This is a genomic window from Proteus sp. fly-1089 (assembly GCF_040138965.1).
GTDB classification, from domain to species: Bacteria; Pseudomonadota; Gammaproteobacteria; order Enterobacterales; family Enterobacteriaceae; genus Proteus; species Proteus vulgaris_B.
This window is the reverse complement of record NZ_JBEETS010000006.1, coordinates 169,961-189,612: the sequence shown is the minus strand read 5'-3', so window position 1 is coordinate 189,612 and position 19,652 is coordinate 169,961. Positions and strand designations below refer to the sequence as shown.

20 protein-coding genes are annotated in these 19,652 nt (G+C 33.7%); 10 read left to right on the top strand and 10 right to left on the bottom strand.

Going from position 1 to position 19,652, the window contains the following annotated elements:
• Positions 1-63: 63 nt before the first annotated feature.
• From ABN080_RS14025 to ABN080_RS14015, 3 genes are read right to left on the bottom strand one after another with little or no spacing between them, the layout of a single operon-like run.
• A complete protein-coding gene (locus tag ABN080_RS14025) occupies positions 64-3,147 on the bottom strand; it encodes a MexW/MexI family multidrug efflux RND transporter permease subunit (RefSeq protein WP_349441312.1) in 3,084 nt (1,027 codons plus the stop codon).
• 12 nt (positions 3,148-3,159) lie between these two features.
• Positions 3,160-4,266 carry an efflux RND transporter periplasmic adaptor subunit gene (locus tag ABN080_RS14020; RefSeq protein WP_349441311.1) on the bottom strand — a complete coding sequence of 369 codons (1,107 nt, stop codon included), beginning with the start codon at positions 4,264-4,266 and terminating at the stop codon, positions 3,160-3,162.
• A 45-nt stretch (positions 4,267-4,311) separates the two neighbouring features.
• Positions 4,312-4,734, bottom strand: a complete 423-nt coding sequence (locus ABN080_RS14015; protein WP_349441310.1) for a DoxX family protein — start codon at positions 4,732-4,734, stop codon at positions 4,312-4,314.
• Between the two features lie 110 nt (positions 4,735-4,844).
• Between ABN080_RS14015 and soxR the strand changes: the two genes are divergently transcribed.
• Positions 4,845-5,294 carry a redox-sensitive transcriptional activator SoxR gene (gene soxR, locus ABN080_RS14010; RefSeq protein ID WP_072069134.1) on the top strand — a complete coding sequence of 150 codons (450 nt, stop codon included), beginning with the start codon at positions 4,845-4,847 and terminating at the stop codon, positions 5,292-5,294.
• Between the two features lie 6 nt (positions 5,295-5,300).
• Here the strand turns inward: soxR and ABN080_RS14005 are convergent, their stop codons facing one another.
• The 7 genes from ABN080_RS14005 to ABN080_RS13975 are packed head-to-tail and all read right to left on the bottom strand — an operon-like array spanning position 5,301 to position 9,399.
• On the bottom strand, positions 5,301-5,732 hold the full coding sequence (locus ABN080_RS14005; RefSeq protein WP_349441309.1) for a hypothetical protein: 432 nt from the start codon (positions 5,730-5,732) through the stop codon (positions 5,301-5,303).
• Positions 5,722-6,426 (bottom strand): ubiquitin family protein, encoded by a 705-nt coding sequence (locus tag ABN080_RS14000; RefSeq protein WP_349441308.1) that lies wholly within the window; start codon positions 6,424-6,426, stop codon positions 5,722-5,724. Before ABN080_RS14000 ends, ABN080_RS14005 begins: the two co-directional genes overlap by 11 nt.
• Entirely contained in the window at positions 6,407-6,970 is a 564-nt protein-coding gene (locus ABN080_RS13995; protein WP_196554542.1) for an OrgA/MxiK family T3SS sorting platform protein, read from the bottom strand. The genes ABN080_RS14000 and ABN080_RS13995 overlap by 20 nt, the downstream gene beginning before the upstream one ends.
• A complete protein-coding gene (gene sctJ, locus ABN080_RS13990; protein ID WP_349441307.1) occupies positions 6,951-7,712 on the bottom strand; it encodes a type III secretion system inner membrane ring lipoprotein SctJ in 762 nt (253 codons plus the stop codon). The genes ABN080_RS13995 and sctJ overlap by 20 nt, the downstream gene beginning before the upstream one ends.
• Before the next feature lie 2 nt (positions 7,713-7,714).
• Entirely contained in the window at positions 7,715-7,999 is a 285-nt protein-coding gene (gene sctI, locus ABN080_RS13985; protein WP_349441306.1) for a type III secretion system inner rod subunit SctI, read from the bottom strand.
• 23 nt (positions 8,000-8,022) lie between these two features.
• Positions 8,023-8,277, bottom strand: coding sequence for a type III secretion system needle filament subunit SctF (gene sctF / locus ABN080_RS13980; protein ID WP_349441305.1), 255 nt, complete (start codon positions 8,275-8,277; stop codon positions 8,023-8,025).
• Positions 8,278-8,328: 51 nt separating this feature from the next.
• Positions 8,329-9,399 (bottom strand): hypothetical protein, encoded by a 1,071-nt coding sequence (locus tag ABN080_RS13975; RefSeq protein ID WP_349441304.1) that lies wholly within the window; start codon positions 9,397-9,399, stop codon positions 8,329-8,331.
• A 295-nt stretch (positions 9,400-9,694) separates the two neighbouring features.
• On the opposite strand from ABN080_RS13975, the gene ABN080_RS13970 reads away from it, so the two are divergent.
• Genes ABN080_RS13970 through ABN080_RS13930 form a run of 9 tightly spaced genes read left to right on the top strand, consistent with a single transcriptional unit; the run spans position 9,695 to position 19,650 of the window.
• Positions 9,695-10,450 (top strand): helix-turn-helix domain-containing protein, encoded by a 756-nt coding sequence (locus tag ABN080_RS13970; protein WP_349441303.1) that lies wholly within the window; start codon positions 9,695-9,697, stop codon positions 10,448-10,450.
• A complete protein-coding gene (gene sctC / locus ABN080_RS13965; protein ID WP_349441302.1) occupies positions 10,434-12,146 on the top strand; it encodes a type III secretion system outer membrane ring subunit SctC in 1,713 nt (570 codons plus the stop codon). The genes ABN080_RS13970 and sctC overlap by 17 nt, the downstream gene beginning before the upstream one ends.
• Before the next feature lie 4 nt (positions 12,147-12,150).
• On the top strand, positions 12,151-13,227 hold the full coding sequence (gene sctW, locus ABN080_RS13960; RefSeq protein ID WP_349441301.1) for a type III secretion system gatekeeper subunit SctW: 1,077 nt from the start codon (positions 12,151-12,153) through the stop codon (positions 13,225-13,227).
• Positions 13,228-13,254: 27 nt separating this feature from the next.
• The gene (locus ABN080_RS13955) at positions 13,255-15,360 is read left to right on the top strand and encodes an EscV/YscV/HrcV family type III secretion system export apparatus protein (RefSeq protein WP_349441300.1); all 2,106 of its coding nucleotides are present in this window, start codon (positions 13,255-13,257) and stop codon (positions 15,358-15,360) included.
• 8 nt (positions 15,361-15,368) lie between these two features.
• Positions 15,369-15,782, top strand: coding sequence for an InvB/SpaK family type III secretion system chaperone (locus tag ABN080_RS13950; protein ID WP_349441299.1), 414 nt, complete (start codon positions 15,369-15,371; stop codon positions 15,780-15,782).
• A gap of 3 nt (positions 15,783-15,785) precedes the next feature.
• A complete protein-coding gene (gene sctN, locus ABN080_RS13945) occupies positions 15,786-17,087 on the top strand; it encodes a type III secretion system ATPase SctN (RefSeq protein ID WP_349441298.1) in 1,302 nt (433 codons plus the stop codon).
• On the top strand, positions 17,071-17,535 hold the full coding sequence (locus ABN080_RS13940; RefSeq protein WP_349441297.1) for a type III secretion protein: 465 nt from the start codon (positions 17,071-17,073) through the stop codon (positions 17,533-17,535). The genes sctN and ABN080_RS13940 overlap by 17 nt, the downstream gene beginning before the upstream one ends.
• Positions 17,513-18,730: a hypothetical protein gene (locus tag ABN080_RS13935; protein ID WP_349441296.1), complete on the top strand. Its 1,218-nt coding sequence runs from the start codon at positions 17,513-17,515 to the stop codon at positions 18,728-18,730. Before ABN080_RS13940 ends, ABN080_RS13935 begins: the two co-directional genes overlap by 23 nt.
• Complete coding sequence (locus ABN080_RS13930) at positions 18,727-19,650, top strand: FliM/FliN family flagellar motor switch protein (protein ID WP_349441295.1); 924 nt, start codon at positions 18,727-18,729, stop codon at positions 19,648-19,650. Before ABN080_RS13935 ends, ABN080_RS13930 begins: the two co-directional genes overlap by 4 nt.
• Positions 19,651-19,652: the final 2 nt, after the last annotated feature.

The window sequence follows — 19,652 nt, the reverse complement described above, 5'->3', positions numbered from 1 at the left end:
CCCCATTGTATTCACAATGGGGATTAGTTTTACGACATTACTGTTTTTTATTTTTTTATTTTTTTAGTTTTGCTGCTCTCGGATTTGCTGTAACTGTTTTTGACGCTCAGTTTGAGCGCTGACTTGATGGTTTCGCGCTAAAAAACTATACATCGTTGGTAATACAAACAGAGTAAACAGTGTGCCGACTAACATACCTGACACAATAATTAGCCCTAATCCATAGCGGCTATTCGCGCCAGCACCACTGGCAAATAACAGTGGGATAAGTCCAATAACCATTGCCGCCGTGGTCATTAATACAGGACGTAAGCGGATTTTTGCTGCTTCAATAATTGCATCACGACGGTTTAGGTTTTTATGAACTTGCAATTCATTAGCAAATTCCACCATTAAAATGCCGTGCTTACTGATAAGTCCTATTAGTGTGACTAAACCAATTTGAGTGTAGATATTTAATGTCACCATACCTAAAGCTAATGGCACTAATGCACCGCAAATAGATAATGGTACGGTAATTAAGATAATCAACGGATCGACTAAGCTTTCATATTGCGCAGCTAACACTAAGTAAATAATAATAAGCGCGGCAATAAAGGCAAAGACTAAGGTATTTCCTTCTTGGGTAAATTGGCGAGAATCAGATTGCCAATCATGACTAAAGCCCGCAGGTAATGAATTTGCCACATTATCTAAAAAAGCGACCGCTTGCCCCATGGTAACGCCGGGGGCAGGGATTGCTTGGAAAATCGCCGCATTTTGTTGATTAAATTGCGTGAGCTTATTAGGCTCAACTTGTGTCGTAATATTTACAACGGTTGATAATGGAATTAACACATTATCTTGAGTACGAATATAGTGCTCAGCAAGAGCCGCAGGCGTTAAACGTTGATGGCGTACACTTTGTGGAATAACGTCATAAGAGCGACCATCCATGCCAAAACGATTAATATAGTGTTCACCTACTAATAGTGAGAGTGATTCACCAATATCTTGCATACGAATACCTAAACTATTGGCTTTCGCTCTATCTATCGTCACTTGAACAACGGGGTTGTTGTAATCTAAATCGCTGTCTACTACGACAAATAGGCCACTTTCTCTGGCTTGTTGCTTGATTTGTTCCATTGTTTCAAACAAAACGGGATAACCTAATGGGCTGCGTAGCACCATTTGTACAGGCAATCCCCCCACTGAGCCCGGTAGAGAAGCCAATTGAAAAGCAAAAATACTGGTACCTTCCACATTATTGACGCGATTTTGCAAATCAGCTTGTATTTGATCTGCGTTGCGATCACGTAAATCCCAGCCATCAAAGTTAATACCACCAAAGCTCGCTGACGGGCCATCAGTACCATTAATTATCCATGTGCTGTCTGTTTCAGGCAAACTCATATAAATTTCATCAAGTTTCTGGTTAAAGCGCTCAGCATAGGCAAGATTTGCGTGTTGTGGCGCTTTCACAGCAGTTAATACACTCGCCTGATCTTCTGAAGGTGCCAGCTCTTGTTTTGTCTGACTATATAAAAACGGTAAGCTGACAAACACAGCTAAGGCGAAAACAACGGTTAACCAGCGATTAGCTAAAGAAAAATTAAGGACATAACCATAGTAGTGAGCCATCTTATCGAAAACAAGCTCAGCCATTTTAGCCATTTTGCCTTCATTTTCTTTTGGTTTTAGCATTAATGAGCTCATCACAGGGGATAAAGTTAATGCCACAATGCCAGAAACAATCACACTACCTGCCAGCGTTATGGCAAATTCTTTAAATAATGCACCTGTTAATCCAGCCATTAAACCAATTGGCGCATAAACGGCAGCTAATGTAATTGTCATTGCAATAACAGGGCCGGCAACTTCTCTTGCTCCGACTAATGCTGCCTGAACAGGTGATAGCCCTTCTTCAATGTGTCGATGGACGTTTTCAACAACAACAATGGCATCATCTACAACGAGTCCAATGGCTAAAACCATTGCTAGCAAGGTGAGTAAGTTAATACTAAAGCCAAAAGCAAGCATTAATCCGGCAGCACCTAGCATCGATAACGGAATGGCAAGTACAGGAATAAGAACTGAACGAAATGATCCTAAACAGAGATAAATGACCGCGATAACGATTAAAATTGCTTCAATTAACGTTTGTACTACTTGATTAATAGAGGCTTTGATAAAACGTGAAGTTTCAAATGCCAGTTCTACATCGACACTAGGCGGTAAGGTTTTTTCAATATCAATTAGATGATCTCTAATGCCATCAACAATCACAAGTGGATTACCTGTTGGTGTCGGGAATAAACCTAAAAATACGGCTTTTTTACCATTCATAATACCGCTAGTTTCAGTGGCCGCGGCACCTAGCTCGACAGTACCAATATCACGTAAACGGACAAGATTGTTACCATCATTAGAGATAACCATATCTTTAAATTCTTCGACATTAGTGAGATCAGTATTGACATAAACGTTAGCAATAACAAATTCGCCTTCGACTTTTCCTGGCGCCGCTTGATAGTTATTACGGCGAACTGCATTTGCCACATCGCTAGCTGTTAAGTTACGGCCTGCTAATTTATCTGCATCTAACCATAAGCGCATGGCCAATTGTTGACCACCAAATACTTGTACTTTAGCAACGCCATTAATGGATGAGAACATCGGCTCAACAACGCGAGAAAGGTAGTCTGTAAGTTCGGGAATAGAAAGCTGTTCACTTGAGAAACCCACATAAGCTACGGCTGTAGATTCTCCTGATGAAAGCTCAACCACCGGGTCATAAGCTTGTTCTGGCAACTTATAACGAACTTGATTAACCTTCGCCATAACTTGTGTTAAGGCTTGAGTCGGATCACGATTTAACTCCATTCGAACAGTGACTAAACTTTTACCTTGTACTGAAGATGAAGAAATATAATCAACACCTTCAACAGAAGAAACCGCTTGTGTAATTGGTTGGGTAACAAATCCCTGCATCAGCTCAGACGAAGCGCCAGGATAATCTGTTGCAATCGTAATCGTTGAGTTCTGTAACATTGGGTATTGGCGAACGGGGAGCTTACTGAACGCAAATGCGCCCAGTAAAAGGATCAGTGTGCTAACAACTAATGCCAAAACAGGTCGCCGAACAAAAATATCGGTAAACTTCATTATTAACTCCCGTTATGGTTTTGTTATTGCAGATTGAGCGAGCGCTAAGGTGTCTTGCTCAATAGGCTCAATTGAAATGCCATCACTTAATTTAATTTGGCCAGATGAGACAATTTGATCACCAAGCGCTAAGCCTTCTTTTATCTCGATCATGCCGTTGTAGCGCAATCCAACTTTCACAGAGACACGCTTAGCGATAAGGTTTTTTTGATTGTCAGATTGCGCTACAAACACGGTATCTCCATAGGCAGTATAAGTAACAGCCGTTTCTGGTACGGTTAATACCATAGGACTATCTGGAGAAGTAACTTGTACTCGAGCAAACATGCCCGCTTTTAATTTGTTATCAGTATTAGGTAAAACTGCTTGTACTTGTACAGTACGAGAAGGGCCAATAAGAGGATCGACGGCATTAATAGAGCCTGTAAATACCATCTCTGGGTAAGCATCCACCTCGATATTAATGGGCTGTTTTGCGGAAATTTTGGGAGCAGCTTGCTCATCAAGTGAGAAATTGAGTTTTAAATGACTCGCATCGACTAATGATGCAATACGTTCACCTGCATTGAGGTACTGTCCTTCATGAACAAGTTTGATCCCGACAATGCCATCAAAAGGTGCTTTTATTGCTTTTTGTGCAATTCGCGCTTTTACCTCACGAATGGATGCGGCAATCATATCGCGCTCAGATAATGTACTGTCTAATTGCGCGGCGGCTGCGACATTTTTACTATAAAGCTGTCTTGTACGGGAATAGAGTTTATCCGCGTTAGTTAATTGTGCTTGTAAACGCAATAATTCCGCTTGTTCAGGTTCATCATTTAATTTAGCTAAAACTTGGCCGGCTTTAACAGTTTGTCCTGACTCAAAATTAATCACGGCAATACGGCCATTGGTTTCAGCCGCTAAATAGACTTGGCGTGCGGCTTCTAATTCCCCAACACCTTGCATATTATTTGGTAATTTTGATGATTGTACGGTTGCTAATGCTACTTTAGTGGGGGGGTAAGCAAATTGCTGTGATGCATCTTCATCAGATGATGTTGTTGCATAAACTGCAGCACCTGCACTGAGTAAAAAGAGTGAGGTACATATAGTAAGAGTAAGTTTTTTATTCATATTATTGTTGATCTCATAGTGACTGTTTTTCTATTTTTTATGGTTTTATGCGTTAGTTTCTTTCCATAACGCTCTGAAATGACTTGCCATTGCTGTGGTCATTAATCCGCCAATAACGGCTAGATGCTCTATTGCAAAAAACATCGACAGTGTGGCTTTCTCTCCCGTCATATCCCAAAAGGTATGAACAATCACAATAGTTAAAAATAAAAAGACAGCTAAAGCGCCAGCACCTAGCCATAGATAGCGATCAAAAAGCACTAAAAGTGAGCCACAAAATAAGACGATCGCAGTGGCAATATTAAAAAACCAATCAGGTTTCAGTCCCGCAGCGCGCATTTCCACCAAACTATTCTCGTAATCAAAGACTTTGGCAAAGCCAGAAGAAAGAAATAAAACAAGAATAAGTAATCTAGCGATAAACCATAAAGAATGGCTTTCGAGAATACGTGCAATTGAATTTGGCATTCACCTAACCTCAACAATCTTAAAAAACAAAAACCAGCATCCCTCTGGCTTGACTTAATTTGAGAAGAGGACTATAAAACCTCAAGTTAAGTTGAGGTCAAGAGGAAAATATGGAAAAAGAGAAAATAGATTTCAATAGAGCACTTACAGTCGGTGAAGTGGCAAAGCGTAGTGGTGTTGCCATTTCAACGCTTCATTTTTATGAAGAAAAAGGTTTAATTGAAAGTTATCGAAGTGCAGGTAATCAGCGACGTTACCCACCTGTTGTATTACGTTATGTGGCAATTATTAAGGCAGCCCAAAGCACGGGAATTCCATTAAAAGAAATCCAAGAAATATTGGGAAAGTATCCACCAAATAGTAAATTAACGGCAGAACAATGGCACGAAATATCAACGGATTGGAAAGTACGCTTAGATGAACGTATTCGTCGCCTTAAGCGATTACGTAACGGGCTTGACCACTGTATTGGCTGTGGTTGTCTATCATTGAGTGATTGTCCGTTGCGCAATCCAGATGATATTTTAGGTGAGAAAGGTGCAGGAGCACAGATCCTATAATGAATGTTAAAAAGAAAACGAAGCGTTATCGGGTTTAAAAAAGCCCTCATAATCATCTTGGTTATCGTTCATACCTAATAAGTCGAGTGTAAATTGGTGATAAAAGCCTTGGTAAGAAAGAAGTGAAATTAACGCCTGATTAATTACCTCTTTATTATCACTATTTTCTAATTCACTTTCTTGGTGAGCATACATTAATAGTGCAACTTGACGTTTTTCTTTTACGGTTTGATTGCCTTCATTTTTAACATCAAATTTATTTAATAACGCTAATATATCTTTGACTGTATTCACGTTGGTGGTTTTTAAATATTGGTAAAAGGTAGGATTTAGTATCGCCATTAAAGGATCTAATTCCTGATTTGCAATGCGCTTTGATGCAGAAAAATGAGGTTGTGGCTCATATAAGGTCTGTGTTTTTAAAACATCAATCTTCATTATTACCCTCACTGGATGTTTCTATTTGAGGATGCATATCATCTGATGCATCAAACGTATTAATAAATTTCAGTAGAGTGTCTTTAATTTCTTGAGTAAATGTTGCTTGATAAGATTCAGAAAAAGGCTGGTGAAATTGTGATTTTAAATCATTGAGTAACAGAGCAGGATCAAAAAAAGTCACTTGATCACCAGCATGAATAGCAATGGTCTTGTTGTCATGAGATATCAATTCAATATTGATATTATTAAGCTCTTTCTCAAGCTCTTTCTTAAGATATGGGCGTAGCGTTGCTGGAATATCTAGCGTTATTTTTTTCTCTGAAGGTATTGCTGAAATTAAACGACGTGTGAGTTCAACTTGTATTTCTGGTGAGTCAAAAAATTGAGCAAGAGTAGCGATTATTTGCTCCCTTTTTTGAAATTCATACTGTACCAATTGCTCTTGATATTGAATTGAGAATTTTAATATATCCCCTAATAATGCCTGTAATCCTTTACTATAAGCTTGGTTTGCTATCTCCTTATTATGCGCATCTAGTTTCTCATTAAAATCTCGGAGTATTTTTTTTGTCGCGAGTTTGGTCGCTAATTCGGTTTTATAAATATTATCAAGTTGTCGAACATATTTAGCCCGTATTAATACACCTTCACGAGTGTATGTTAAAAGATTTTCAGACAGCGAGCGCAGCATAATCTAGCACCAAAAGAAAAAGTGAACGGGATAAAAAGAGTGACTGAGGAAGTTCAACCAGTGATGATTGTGGTGCAAAAAGCAATGTGAAACGTTGAGCCAGTGCAGTTGAAATTGAATTAATAAAATCAAAGAGTAATTGATAGCCGATATTTATGGGTACGATACTTTCCAGAGGAGCCGTTATCTTCTTATCTATATTTAAAACAGAATAAAGAGATAAAAACGCTTTTAATTGTGGTTCTAACTGATAGTAATTACCAGATAATAAAAGCGTTTCTCTAGAGTACAAATAGCCTAAAAATAGAGAGCAACGGGGAAGTAATACCCAATGCGTAAAAATTTTCTCTACAATAATATCGATGTCACAATCTAGTTGATTAATAAGTTGATATTGCTGAATTAATTGGCGATTAGCGAGTTTATGCCAAATTATACTTTCTTTATTTGATGCTAATACATCGTAATCTGCATGAAGATAACTAAGTGGATCATACATTACACTGGATATCATTTCGAATTGCTCAGGAGTTAGATTTGTCATTATTCTCTTCCTTTTGTGTTTTTTTATGTCGAAATATTATCAATGAAATCGTAATGAGAACGGCGATAACTACCAATAATAAACTTAGAAATAACCAAGAAGTAAGAAATGAATCAGAGCTATTTTGATAAAGTTGATTATTTATTATGTTGAACTTATTAATATTTCTTGGATACAACAAAACGGTAATATTATTTTCATTCATATCGTTAAAGGCATTATGAATAAAAGCACGAACATCTTCGCTTAATTGATCATTATCTAGCATATCCTCTTCATAAAAAACTAAAGCTGAAGCATGAGGCGTTGGAATAACGCGTTCAGTCGGGGATATTGGATAACTTACATGTACCCTAGCATCAATAATATGGTCAATTGTGAGTAATGATTGTTCTAATCGTTGCTCAATGGCAGAAATTAAACGTGCTTTTTCGGCTTGAGGTGATGATACCAACGCATCTGATGGAAATAACTGAGTCACTTCAATTCGAGATAGTGTGGGTAATTGATATTCTTCTAAAATTTGAATCGCAATTCCCATATCTTCTTTTTTGACCGAAACATCAAATAACCCTTTTCCTAATGCTTTACGAGTACTGGTTATTTGGTGTTTTTGTAAAACGGCTTGAATTTCCGTTGCCTGTCTTTGATCCAAATTGGTGAGTAGAGATTGATCTTTACAGCCACTTAATAATGGAAACAGGCAACATAATAATGCCAAAAACAAATATCGCATTTTCATTACTATTGTGCCTTGAGTAATGTTTCAACAATATTCAGTGATTTTCTGGCTAACGTGCTCGCTAAATTCATTGTAATTGTATAGTCATTAAGTGTTGTTTGTAGTTGTTTGTAACTTTGAACATCACTTAATTGACTTAATGTTGTTAGCTTTTCTTGGATCTGTTTTTCATATTGAAAACCATTTGTGATGCTGTTTACCATTATTGAGGATAAATTATCATCACTTGTGCTTTTATCGTTTGGTAATGTAGCCAAATGAACAGGGACAAATGGGGTAATCGCCATATATAGCCTCCATTAAATAAAAACTAACGCATATTTCCGATAATGCTCATTGCCAAGTCTTTCACAACTTTAATCGACGTTGATTCTGCATTACGCGTAATATTATATTCAGCAAGTTTTGCTTGGTAATCGGCTAAGGCCGCCGCATTTGATGTATCTGCTTTTAATGCATCTAATGCAGTTTTTAATGCTTCACTTTGTTTTTTTACAGGCTCTTGAAAATAGTCATCAACTTTATTAATAGAGCTGACATCGTCGGCAACAGGATAGGCTGGCATAATAGTATTCCTCTAAGATTGATTCTAAATTATTGGTTATAAATATCGTTATTAACCTTGAGGGAAATAACGATGTTGGTTATCAAGAAAGATATATCCATGATCTTCTTGTAATGTTGCTTTGTTTTTCAACATAGGATTACTTATATTTTCACGGTAAAAAATAAATTTTCTGCCAAAAATAGCCGTTTGTTTTTTGATATAAGTATCCAGTTCTTCTTTGTTACTGACACTCAATTCATCATTAAAAATAAAGGTTAATCCGTTATTTTTTTCTTCAATGGTATAACCTATTGTTTTAGTTAGCTGAAATTCATTTATATTATTAATGATATTGGGTATTGATATTCCTTTAATGGTTGGCTGGCAATTCTTTGAAAAATCAGAATTTATATTATTGATTATTTTAAATTTTTCAGTTTCGTTATGATAAAAAAAGCTAACAATAGGTTTGAATTTATCTTTAAAAATTATATGTATTTTTTGATGATTATTACCGGTAGATAAGCTTTTTATTTTTTCTAGATAGATAATTTTATTTTCTAATGTGTTTTCTATTTTTGACGTCGGGTATAAATTATCATAAACGCAATAATATCCATTTTTTCCTTGATATCCTTTAAAATTTAAACTTTTTGATACGGTTGGAATGATTTTTTCTTCTGTTGGTCCTTTTATATAAAAAACTAATGCTATAAAGAAAAGTGTTATTAATATTAATAATAAAATAATTTTTTTATTTATGATGCCTGTTTTTTTCTTTTTTTTAAAATCAAATGATACGAAAGATAAATCATTTTTATCACTAATCAAAATGATAGGCGTATCATTGCTATATATTGGACTATCGATTTTCAACGGATATTCTTTATCGGTTTCTTTTTGTATTAAGCTACTTTCAATTCTATATTTATTATTTTCACTATTATCTTCATCAAGTATAATAACGAGCTTTTTCTCATCTTCCTGTTTATCACAAGGGATGTAAAGTATGGTTCTATCATTTTCTTTTTTATTTTCAATGCATTCTTTATTGTATAAGAATAATGAATAGCGATTGGGTGGTAGAGGAATGATTGTTCCTTTTAATGGGCCACTGAGGATGTAAATATAATAAAGCATGGATTTAGCCTAATGATAAATTTTTATTAATTCATAATATAAATATAGTTTAGTCAAATGAGAATAAAAATTCTTTTAAAAAAAATACATGTTTTTTATTTGATAGTGGGTATTGATATATTACTGCCACTTTTTTTAAATAATAAACGGAAAAAAATTGATATTTATCTTTATAGTTAATAATAGGTGATATTATTGTAAGATCATATAAAGTAAAATCATAAAAATGAGTTAACTAAAAATTTATTATCTTTACTTTTTAATTTTATGATAAGCATAACGAGAGGTATTTACCATGTTGATAAATGATATAAAAATAAGTGACGATAAAAATATATTGCTAGGTAATTCATTGTTCTTTTGCATTCCTTTAAAGAATGATTATCCGGTAAAGATATATGACGAAAAAAAGACTAGAATTATAAAAGGAAAGGCTTTTATTTATAATGCCAAAAATGATGATGTTATTTTCCAATCAGAAAACCAGTCTTGGCGTATTGAAAAACTATCATTTTTTATTTGTGCAAGATTATTGGCGTTTATTGATTATGCTCGTGATTTTTCAAAAATGACAGCGATAGGATCTGAATTTGATATTAATCAGCAGATTTTTTATATAGAAGATACTAATAAATCTCTAGAATACGTATTAATAAATGAAGCAATAAAACCAGAAAGCCAATTAGAGCCTCTATTTGTCACAATAAGACACAGTGAAAGTTATTGGCTTATTTTGCATCTCATTAGTTATTTAGATGAGAAGAAAAGTAATATTGCACAAATTGGAGAGCGATATGGAGTATCAGGTACGCATTTTAGACGACTGTGTAAACGTTATTTAGGTAATTGTGGAAAAAGCCAATTGCGTTCATGGCGTGCAGCATCTTCAATTTTAACCACGCTATCAACCGATGAATCATTGACACAAATTGCAGTCGATAATGGATTTAGTTCTGCATCTCATTTCTCTAATGAAATTAAGACGTTATTTGGTATTACACCAACAGAATTTCGTCGAATTGGTCAACATCTTTATGAAAATAAAAAATAAAATTTATTGTGTTATTGGGCTAGCACTTTGTTGCAGTTTATCTTTTCAAACTCAAGCTGCGCAAGGAAAGGTTATTTACACGCATCAGGTGAAAAAACCGGATGTTTTTATTGCGGTTGATACACGAGTCGAACAATTTTTTCTCGTGTTATCGGATAAACTAGAAAAACCTTTTATTCTGAGTAATGCAGTAAAAAAGGAAAGAGTAACTGGAAATTTTGATATTTCCTCACCAGAAGAAGCATTTGAATTGATGGTGAAACGTTTGTCATTGCTCTATTTTAATGATGGAAAATCAATCTATATTTATGAAAGCAGTGAGATATTACAAGAACTCTTTCAGGTAAAAAATATAGGCCTAATCGAGCTAAAAGACTATTTACAAGATGTAGGATTATATGATCAGCGTTATCCACTGCGTGCAGGTCAAGATCAACGTACTTTTTATATTTCGGGGCCTCCTGTTTATATTAAATTAGTCAAAGCCGCAGCTGAGTTTTTAGATAATGATGCACAAGAAAAAATTAATGAGAATGCCAATAGCCAAGTACCCGTGGGGAGTTCTCGCTATGGTGATGAGTTTGTACAGATATTTCCATTAAAAAATACCTTTGTACAAGATAGAACTTATACCTTACGCGATGAAACAGTGGTGTTACCGGGTATTACTTCTGTTCTACAGCAGTTATTTATGTCCTCTAAAGGAATAGAAAGAACAGCGGTAGAACCTCATAAAACGCTAGAAAATAACGATAGTCAGAAATACGATGAAGCGGTAAATAGTATTGAAGAAATTAATGCTCCTATTATAACTAAAATAGGGCAATATAATGTCGAATTAGTGCCATTACCGGGTTCAAATAGTCTTTTAGTAAAGACAAACCGAGAGGGGTTGGCATTAATCGAGTCACTCATTTCTCAATTAGATAAACCCAAAAGACAAGTTGAATTGTCGTTATGGATAATCGATATTTCTAAAAATAAAGCAGATAGTTTGGGTGTTAATTGGCAAGCAAGTTATGACTCGGGTAAAGGTAGCTTCTTTTTTAATACGGCAAGTTTAAGTGCTGCATCTGGTTTTAACTTTTTAGGTAAAATTAAAGCATTGAGTGAAGATGGTGAAGCGCAAATGGTATCTCGCCCAATGTTATTAACACAAGAAAATACCCCCGCCATTTTTGATAACAACACGACTTTTTATACTCAAATAAAAGGTGAACGTGTTGCTTCATTAGAATCGACAACATTTGGCACGATGATCAGTGTGTTACCACGTATCGGTAATTCAAGTAAAGATATTGAGATGATCATTAATCTTGAAGATGGTGCAGAAAAAAAAGACGACAATGGTGATGATGAAAGTATTGAAAAATTACCTGTAATTAACCGTACAAATATTAGTACTGTTGCTCGTGTTTCGGAAGGTGGAAGCTTATTAATTGGTGGGTATACACGAGAAGATAATGTGAAAGCCGAAACTAAAGTTCCTTTTTTAAGTGCTATCCCGTTAATTGGCCGAGCTTTTAAATATGAGTCTAATAATAATAAAAAAATGATCCGTATTTTTATGCTGCAACCTCGATTATTAGAAAACACGGATACTGAAGATTTTGGATCTTTAATTGAAAATCCATTTCAACCAATAGATAAAAAAACATCTCAAGCATTAAAACAGCTTCAAGCCTTTATGAGGTAGCACTATGATTGGGTCTATTAATACCTCTAATTCTACAAATTTAGCAAACAATAGTATTGATAAAAAAAGCCAACAAGAAACAGAGTATAAACAACCAAAAATAAATGAAAGTCAAAACTATCAAAATCAATTAATAGAGATATCTGATGATATGTCTATGGTTGCAACACTATTTTCTCAACGTTTTGGTCAATCATTAGATAAAAAAGCAAATAGAGGACAAAGTACATTATATATTGCAGAAGAGGGTGCGGATAAAAAACTTGATAAAGTCATGATGTTATTTAGAAAATCAGGGCGAAGTTTGCAAGAATTGCTCAATTATTTACGTAAAATGTTCCCAGATGAAAGTGATCTCGTTATGGTTTTACGAGAATTACTTAGAAAAAAAAAGCTAGGTTCGCAATTAGATGCAGGTATTGAGAATGAGATAAATCGTTTACTTGAAGGTGAGAATGGAAAGCAAATTAGAGCTGGTATTAATATTGCGCTTCAGGCTAAAACATTTGCAAAGTTACTTTCCCTCAATGCTTCGACATTAAGAAATCTTTATCGTAGTTTTATTAATCTTGATTTTGAGCCTATTTATTTTTTTAAAATGTGGATAGAAGAATATGATATTAAACAATGTACAATTATCTTGACTTTTCTAACACAAAGCATCATCTGTGATATGCAATCATTAATGCCCAGTTGTTCTAAAAGTTCAGAGTTTGGTTACTTGCTCGACCGAGTTAATAAATTACGGGCTTTAAATGGTTTTATCGAAATCAATATAGATAAACTCGAAAAACAAGATTTAAAAAATAAAATAACAGATAAAGAACTGTATCAATTGATTTTTCATGGAATGACATTTCCAGAGGAAATGGGAAAGTATTTAGTCTCTCTTTTAGAAAATGCATGGATGAATTATTTAGTTAATATAAAAATGAAGTTATTACAAGGACTAAAGACGATGTTCAATAATTATCCTGAATCATTATATTTATCTTATGAATTTAAAGATGAATGCCAAATAATCATACAAAAAATTATAGATAATTACCTCCGATTAGAACAATATCAACAAAGAAAATAAATAAAAAATAATTTATGGATAATTTCTATGATTTATAGATTCCTATTGGCAATAAAAAACAAACCAGAGTTAATCGTATTATCGGTTATGATTTTGGTTATTATGATGTTAATTATACCCTTGCCAACGTATATTGTGGATTTCCTTATTGGATTGAATATTACTATTTCTCTTCTTATTTTTATGAGTTCATTTTATATTACCCGAATATTGAACTTTATGACCTTTCCAGCATTATTATTGATTACGACACTTTTTCGGCTTGCTCTTTCTATTAGTACAAGTCGATTAATATTGTTAGATGCTGATGCCGGTGAAATTATTATGTCATTTGGTGAGTTTGTTATCGGTGAAAATTTAGTCGTTGGTTTTGTTGTTTTCTCTATTGTCACTGTCGTGCAATTTTTAGTGATTACTAAAGGCTCTGAGCGTGTTGCAGAAGTTGCGGCACGTTTTTCTTTGGATGGTATGCCCGGAAAACAAATGAGTATTGATGCTGATTTAAAATCCGGCATTATTACTAATGAAGAAGTAAAAATAAGAAGAAAAGAATTAGGTCAAGAAAGCCAATTATATGGATCTTTTGATGGTGCAATGAAATTTATTAAAGGCGATGCTATTGCGGGCATTATCATTATTTTTGTTAACTTAATTGGGGGAATTTCTGTCGGTATGGCGCAAATGGATTTATCAATTTCACAGGCGTTACATACTTATACACTTTTGACCATTGGTGATGGGCTTGTTGCCCAAATTCCTGCATTGCTGATTTCTATCAGTGCGGGTTTTATTGTCACGCGTGTTGGTGGTGAAAATAATAATCTTGGTTTTAGCATTATGAATGAATTGCTTGCTCAAGATTTTGCATTATTAGTGACGGCCATCCTTGCTTTTGTTATTGGTTTTTTACCTGGTTTTCCAACGCCTGTTTTCCTTATTTTATCGATAATATTAGGAGGCTATTTCTTTAAAAAAAAATGGAAAAGCAAGAAAAAAGAAGCCTCTACAGAAAATGAGGATGAAAAAAATGAAGATAATGCTTCAGATCCTGAAGGTAAAAAAGGTATTATTTCAAACCTATTTTCAAATAAAAATGAATTAGATGATGAAAATAGTTTGTTAACTGAGAACATTACTTTATCTCAAGCAGAAACATTACCTTTAATTATTACCGTATCCTCGAAGAAGAAAGCGTATCTTTCAAAATTAGTTTTCGAAAAATGGTTGAAAAAAGAGTTTATTTTACAATATGGTGTATTGCTTCCTGATATTGTTATTCATTACTCAGATAAAATTGATGAAAATAAAATTATTATTTTAATAAACGAAGTTAAGGCTGATGAATTTGATTGTCCTTTTCCCTTTGTTTATATTGAAAATTATAATGATGAACTTTTATCTTTAGGTTTTAAAATGTTAGAAATTAAGGATGATGATGTTAGCCATTATTGGGTTAATAAAAATGAGGCAGATAAATTAGCATCGTTAGATTATAAAGTAGAATTACCAGAAAATTATTTCTATAGAAAATTCTCCAACTTGATTACATTAAATATTGTTGAATTTCTTGGAATACAAGAGACAAAAAATATACTTGATAAAATAGAGGAAAACTCACCAGAGCTATTGAAAGAGTGTTATAGACAAGTATCTATTCAACGAATTAATGATGTTTTACAACGTCTAGTGCAAGAAAAGATCCCTATTAGAAATATAAAAACAATTATAGGAGGATTAGTACAATGGGGAAGTAAAGAAAAAGATCCTGTGCTTTTAACGGAACATATACGATCACTACTTTCACGTTATATTAGCCACTTTTTTTCAAAAGATGGAAAATTTAATGTGATTATTTTATCTCATGATGTAGAAGAGATTATTCGTGGTGGAATAAGACAGAGTTCTTCAGGGACATTTTTAAATTTAGAACCTGCGGAGCTTGATATGATAATAGAAAAAATATCTACCGCTATTGATGAGATTAAATATATTCAAGATTATGTCTTTTTAACAGCAATAGATATAAGACGATTTGTTAAAAAACTGATAGAAACGCAATATCCACAATTATCTGTATTGTCTTATGATGAAATTACATCTGACATTGAAATTAACGTTTTACAATCTATTTAGGAGAGATTATGTCTGTTGATCTAGCAAGTTTAATTATGGATGCTATGAATGTAATTGGTCGCAATGATTTATTTTCAGAGGGAAAATCTGTTGATAATCATTCAACAATAACAATTAGTTTAGGTGATATGCCTGATATTAATTTATTGGTTGTTGATGAGGTTCCTATGATCTGGTCTGTGCTTGGTGAATATGATGAAAACTTATTATCACAATGTAGCACATCATTATTATTAATCAGTATTAATAATCAAATGGAGAGTTTTTATCCGGGGCAGCCTGCTTTAGTGAAAGTCGAATCGGAATTAGAACTACGTGCCTCATTTATGCCCATTGCTTTACAAAATGGTGAATCAATGGCAAAGGCAATTGATGAATATTTCCAAATGATGAATAGCATTCATCAACAGTTTATTGGATAAAAAATGAATAACGCATTTTCAATATTTCATCACGCGGCTCATCCTATGCGAATACAAGGTAATATTCTTGAAGTTACGCTGCGAGATGTATTTATTGGAGAAATTTGTTTATTAAAAGATTCAATCATTAATGGTCATATTATTGGTGAAGCGATCGTGATTGGTTTCCGCAATGGTATTACGATTTTAAGTATGATGGGAAGTTCGCAAGGTTATTCTTTGCAAATAATCGTAATACCGACGGGAAATGCATTTTCAGTCGCTTTAAGCCCCAATGTTTTAGGGAGTATGATTGATATTAAAGGTAACTATTTATTACGCTTTAGTAATAAAAAAATAGAAGAAGAAAACTTCTATTCATATTTACCTATTGATGGTCATCCTCCCTTATTTAGTGAAAGACGTCCTATCACCACAATTTTTGAATCAGGTGTTCGTGCAGTTGATGGATTATTAAGTTGTGGGTTAGGGCAACGAATGGGGATTTTTGCCAGTGCTGGAACGGGTAAAACAATGCTTATGAATATGTTTATCCGTTTTTCTCAAGCTGATGTTTTTGTTATCGGGTTAATTGGTGAAAGAGGACGTGAAATCACAGAGTTTGTCGAGGAATTAAAAGCAGATAAACGATGCGAAAAAACAGTATTAATTTGCTCAACCTCAGATCAACCCGCAATAGAGCGTTGTAATGCAGCATTAGTTGCCACTACAGTTGCTGAATATTTCCGAGAACAAGGCAAGAATGTCGTATTATTTATTGACTCAATGACACGTTATTGTCGAGCTTTAAGGGATGTTGCTCTTACGGCAGGCGAACTTCCTGTTCGCAAAGGTTATCCTGCTTCTGTGTTTGATAAATTACCCGCGATCTTAGAAAGACCAGGAGTGACTCAAAAAGGTTCAATCACGGCATTTTACACTGTCTTGCTTGAAAGTGATGATGAGCCTGATGCTATAGGAGAAGAAATTCGTTCTATTTTAGATGGACATATTTATCTTTCACGAAAAATTGCCGCTTCGGGTCATTATCCTGCGATTGATATTTTAGGCAGTGTAAGCCGTATTTTTCAGCAAGTAACCCATGTTGAGCAGCAAAAAGCAGCCTTGAAAATAAGACAAATATTGATGCGTTTACAGGATATTAAATTATTACAAGAGGTGGGTGAATATCGTGCGGGTGAAAATGAGTTAAACGATCTTGCTGTAAATAAACAATCAGCAATAGAGGCTTTTCTTGTTCAATCTTTCAAAGAAAAAGCCGATTTTCAACAAACTTTGAATCAACTTTATGCGCTTACCTCTTAATCAACAGGTATTGATGAATGCTATTGCTAAGCGCCAGCAAAGAATAGAAAGAGAGCAACAAAAGTATCAACAGTTAATAAAAGAAGCTGAAGACAAGAAAAAAGAACAAATGTTATTAGCTTCTGCGCTGGAAAATGAAGTCCCTATGTATGAAAAGGCAGGGCATTATTCTACTCTTTCGTTAAATCAACAAAAACGTAAACAAGCTATTGTCTTAGCGTCATTGAATATTTCTATTACTCAAATTAAGGAAATAGAGTATCAATTAGAAAAATTAAAAAAAGGAAGCCTAAAGTTACAAAAAGAAAGGGAAGTGGTGATCAAAAAACAAAATAAAATGAAGCTTTATCTTGAAAGAAAAGCATTAGAGAAAGAGTTATATATTGAAAGATTAGAACAGAACGAAATACAGGAGATGGTATTGTATGATATTAATAAAGACAGATAATGTTATCTTGAATACAAATTTATCCGATGAAAAAAATAGTGTGAATAAGTCTGTTTTTTCTAAAAAATCATCATTTTCTTCTGCTGATTTGCAATTATCAATGTCTGATGATGAAAGTATTTCCTCTAAAAATCGCAGTAAGATAAAACAAAAATTAGATGATTTTTATCATCTAAATCATCAGGATGATATTGATCTAAAAAATTACCTAAAAACAAAATCCAATAAGATAAAATCTAAAGATGAAAAGGAAGAAACCGATTTTTTAAATTTAGAAGGTTTATTATTAACCCAAAGAAAAATATTTTCAAAAATTTCCGCTCATGCAAAGAAAGTGAAAATAGAAAAAAAACCACTATCAGAACATGAAAGTAAAAAAGTACCGACTTCTTCTAATATAACAATGGCAAGTGATTTTAAATCAACTAAAGGCATAAGTATTAGTCCTTCTGATGGTAAAAAGGAAAGTAAAATAGATATTAATGAATTAGATTTTCTTGGTGAAAATAATGTCGTCAATCAGAAATTAGAAAGTGTAGAAAAAAAGAAAGACATTGTTCCTAATGTAGTAGAAGTAGATAACAAAATAGAAAAACAAGTAGAAAATAAACAGCATCCTTATAAAGGGAAACGCTCTTTTTCTGAAGAGAATAATGCATTTAAAATAAAAGAGAATGCATCGGACATTCACAATAATATAATAGAAAAATCACATTATTCAGCACCTGAAAATAATCATTCAAGCAGTAAAAAAATAGAGAAAAATGGTCTTTCATTTGATACTGCAAGACAAAAATTGGATGAAAAAAAAGTAAAGGAAGAAGTTAATGATATATCTATGTTCAATAATATAAAACCAGAGTTTCAACAGAAAATACAAGAACCCTTAATAGATAAAAAACTGCTTGATATACCTGCTTTAAGTCTTCTTTATAAAGAAGTATCAAAGATGACTCAACCTCCTAGTATTACTTATGTTTTTAAAAAATGGGGAAGTGCGCTTCATCAGATGAAAATTAATTTTGATATCAATAAAAAGATCGAATTGATTGCTTCAACTGGGCGTGTTTATCAATCCTCTTTAGATAACTTTCATCAATATCAAGGGCGATTAGCGCTTTCATTAGAAAATGATAATTCTCATTGGCAGATTAATGCAATTGATCCTTCCGATGATAAAGAAGATAAAAAATGATCTTATCAGATGTTAAAGAGAGTATTAGTCAGGATCAAAATAGCAATTCAATGAGAATTCTATCTTCTTTATACGAAGCGCAATTGCCTATCGCATCTGCTTATTATTTTAAAATAAAAGGCAAGAATACATTAGGTTTATTTACAGGGCTTGTTGCTGTTAACCAAGCCATGGATAAACTGTATGCTGAAAAAAAAATAGATTGGGAGACGGTTCCTGAAGCTTATCTTCGTGTTCTATTCTCACAGAAATGTTCACAATTATTGTTTCCTTTTTCGAAAGAAGAGATGTCAATAACTGTAGATAATATCTGTTTAGGAGAGCAGAAAAAAGTTAGTTATCCCTTTGTTAATACCTCAATAGGAGATGTATTTATTTGCTCTTTTGAGGGGCATTATGAATGGATGTTGTCCTCAAAAAATAAAATAAATGCTATTGCTCAATTCCAGCTCGGTAATAGCAAAATGTCTGTTTCGTTATTAAAAACCCTTTCTTTGGGCGATATTGTGCTGATTGATAGTATTGATTCATCACTTATTATTGGTGAAAAAAAATGGATGAGCTATCAATGGCAAGAAGGAGAAAACACGGTGGTTTTAGAAGAAGAGTTACTGAATAATGAAGTAGAGAAAGAAGCATTAATAGACGATATTGATACAAATATAGCGACACAAGACAATGGGGATTTAAAACCAATTGGTACTATTCCTATCACCCTGTCTTTTTTACTCGAAAGTAAAGTATTACCTATTGAGGAAATTGAAAAACTAGCTCTAGGGCAACAAATTATATTATCTGATAATGCCTCACGACATATTACATTAGTTGTTAATGGTGTTGCTATTGCTCAAGGGGAATTAATTAAAGTGGGTGAGAGATTAGCTGTGGAAATTCAACGTTCCCATTTATTGCAAGACTAAAT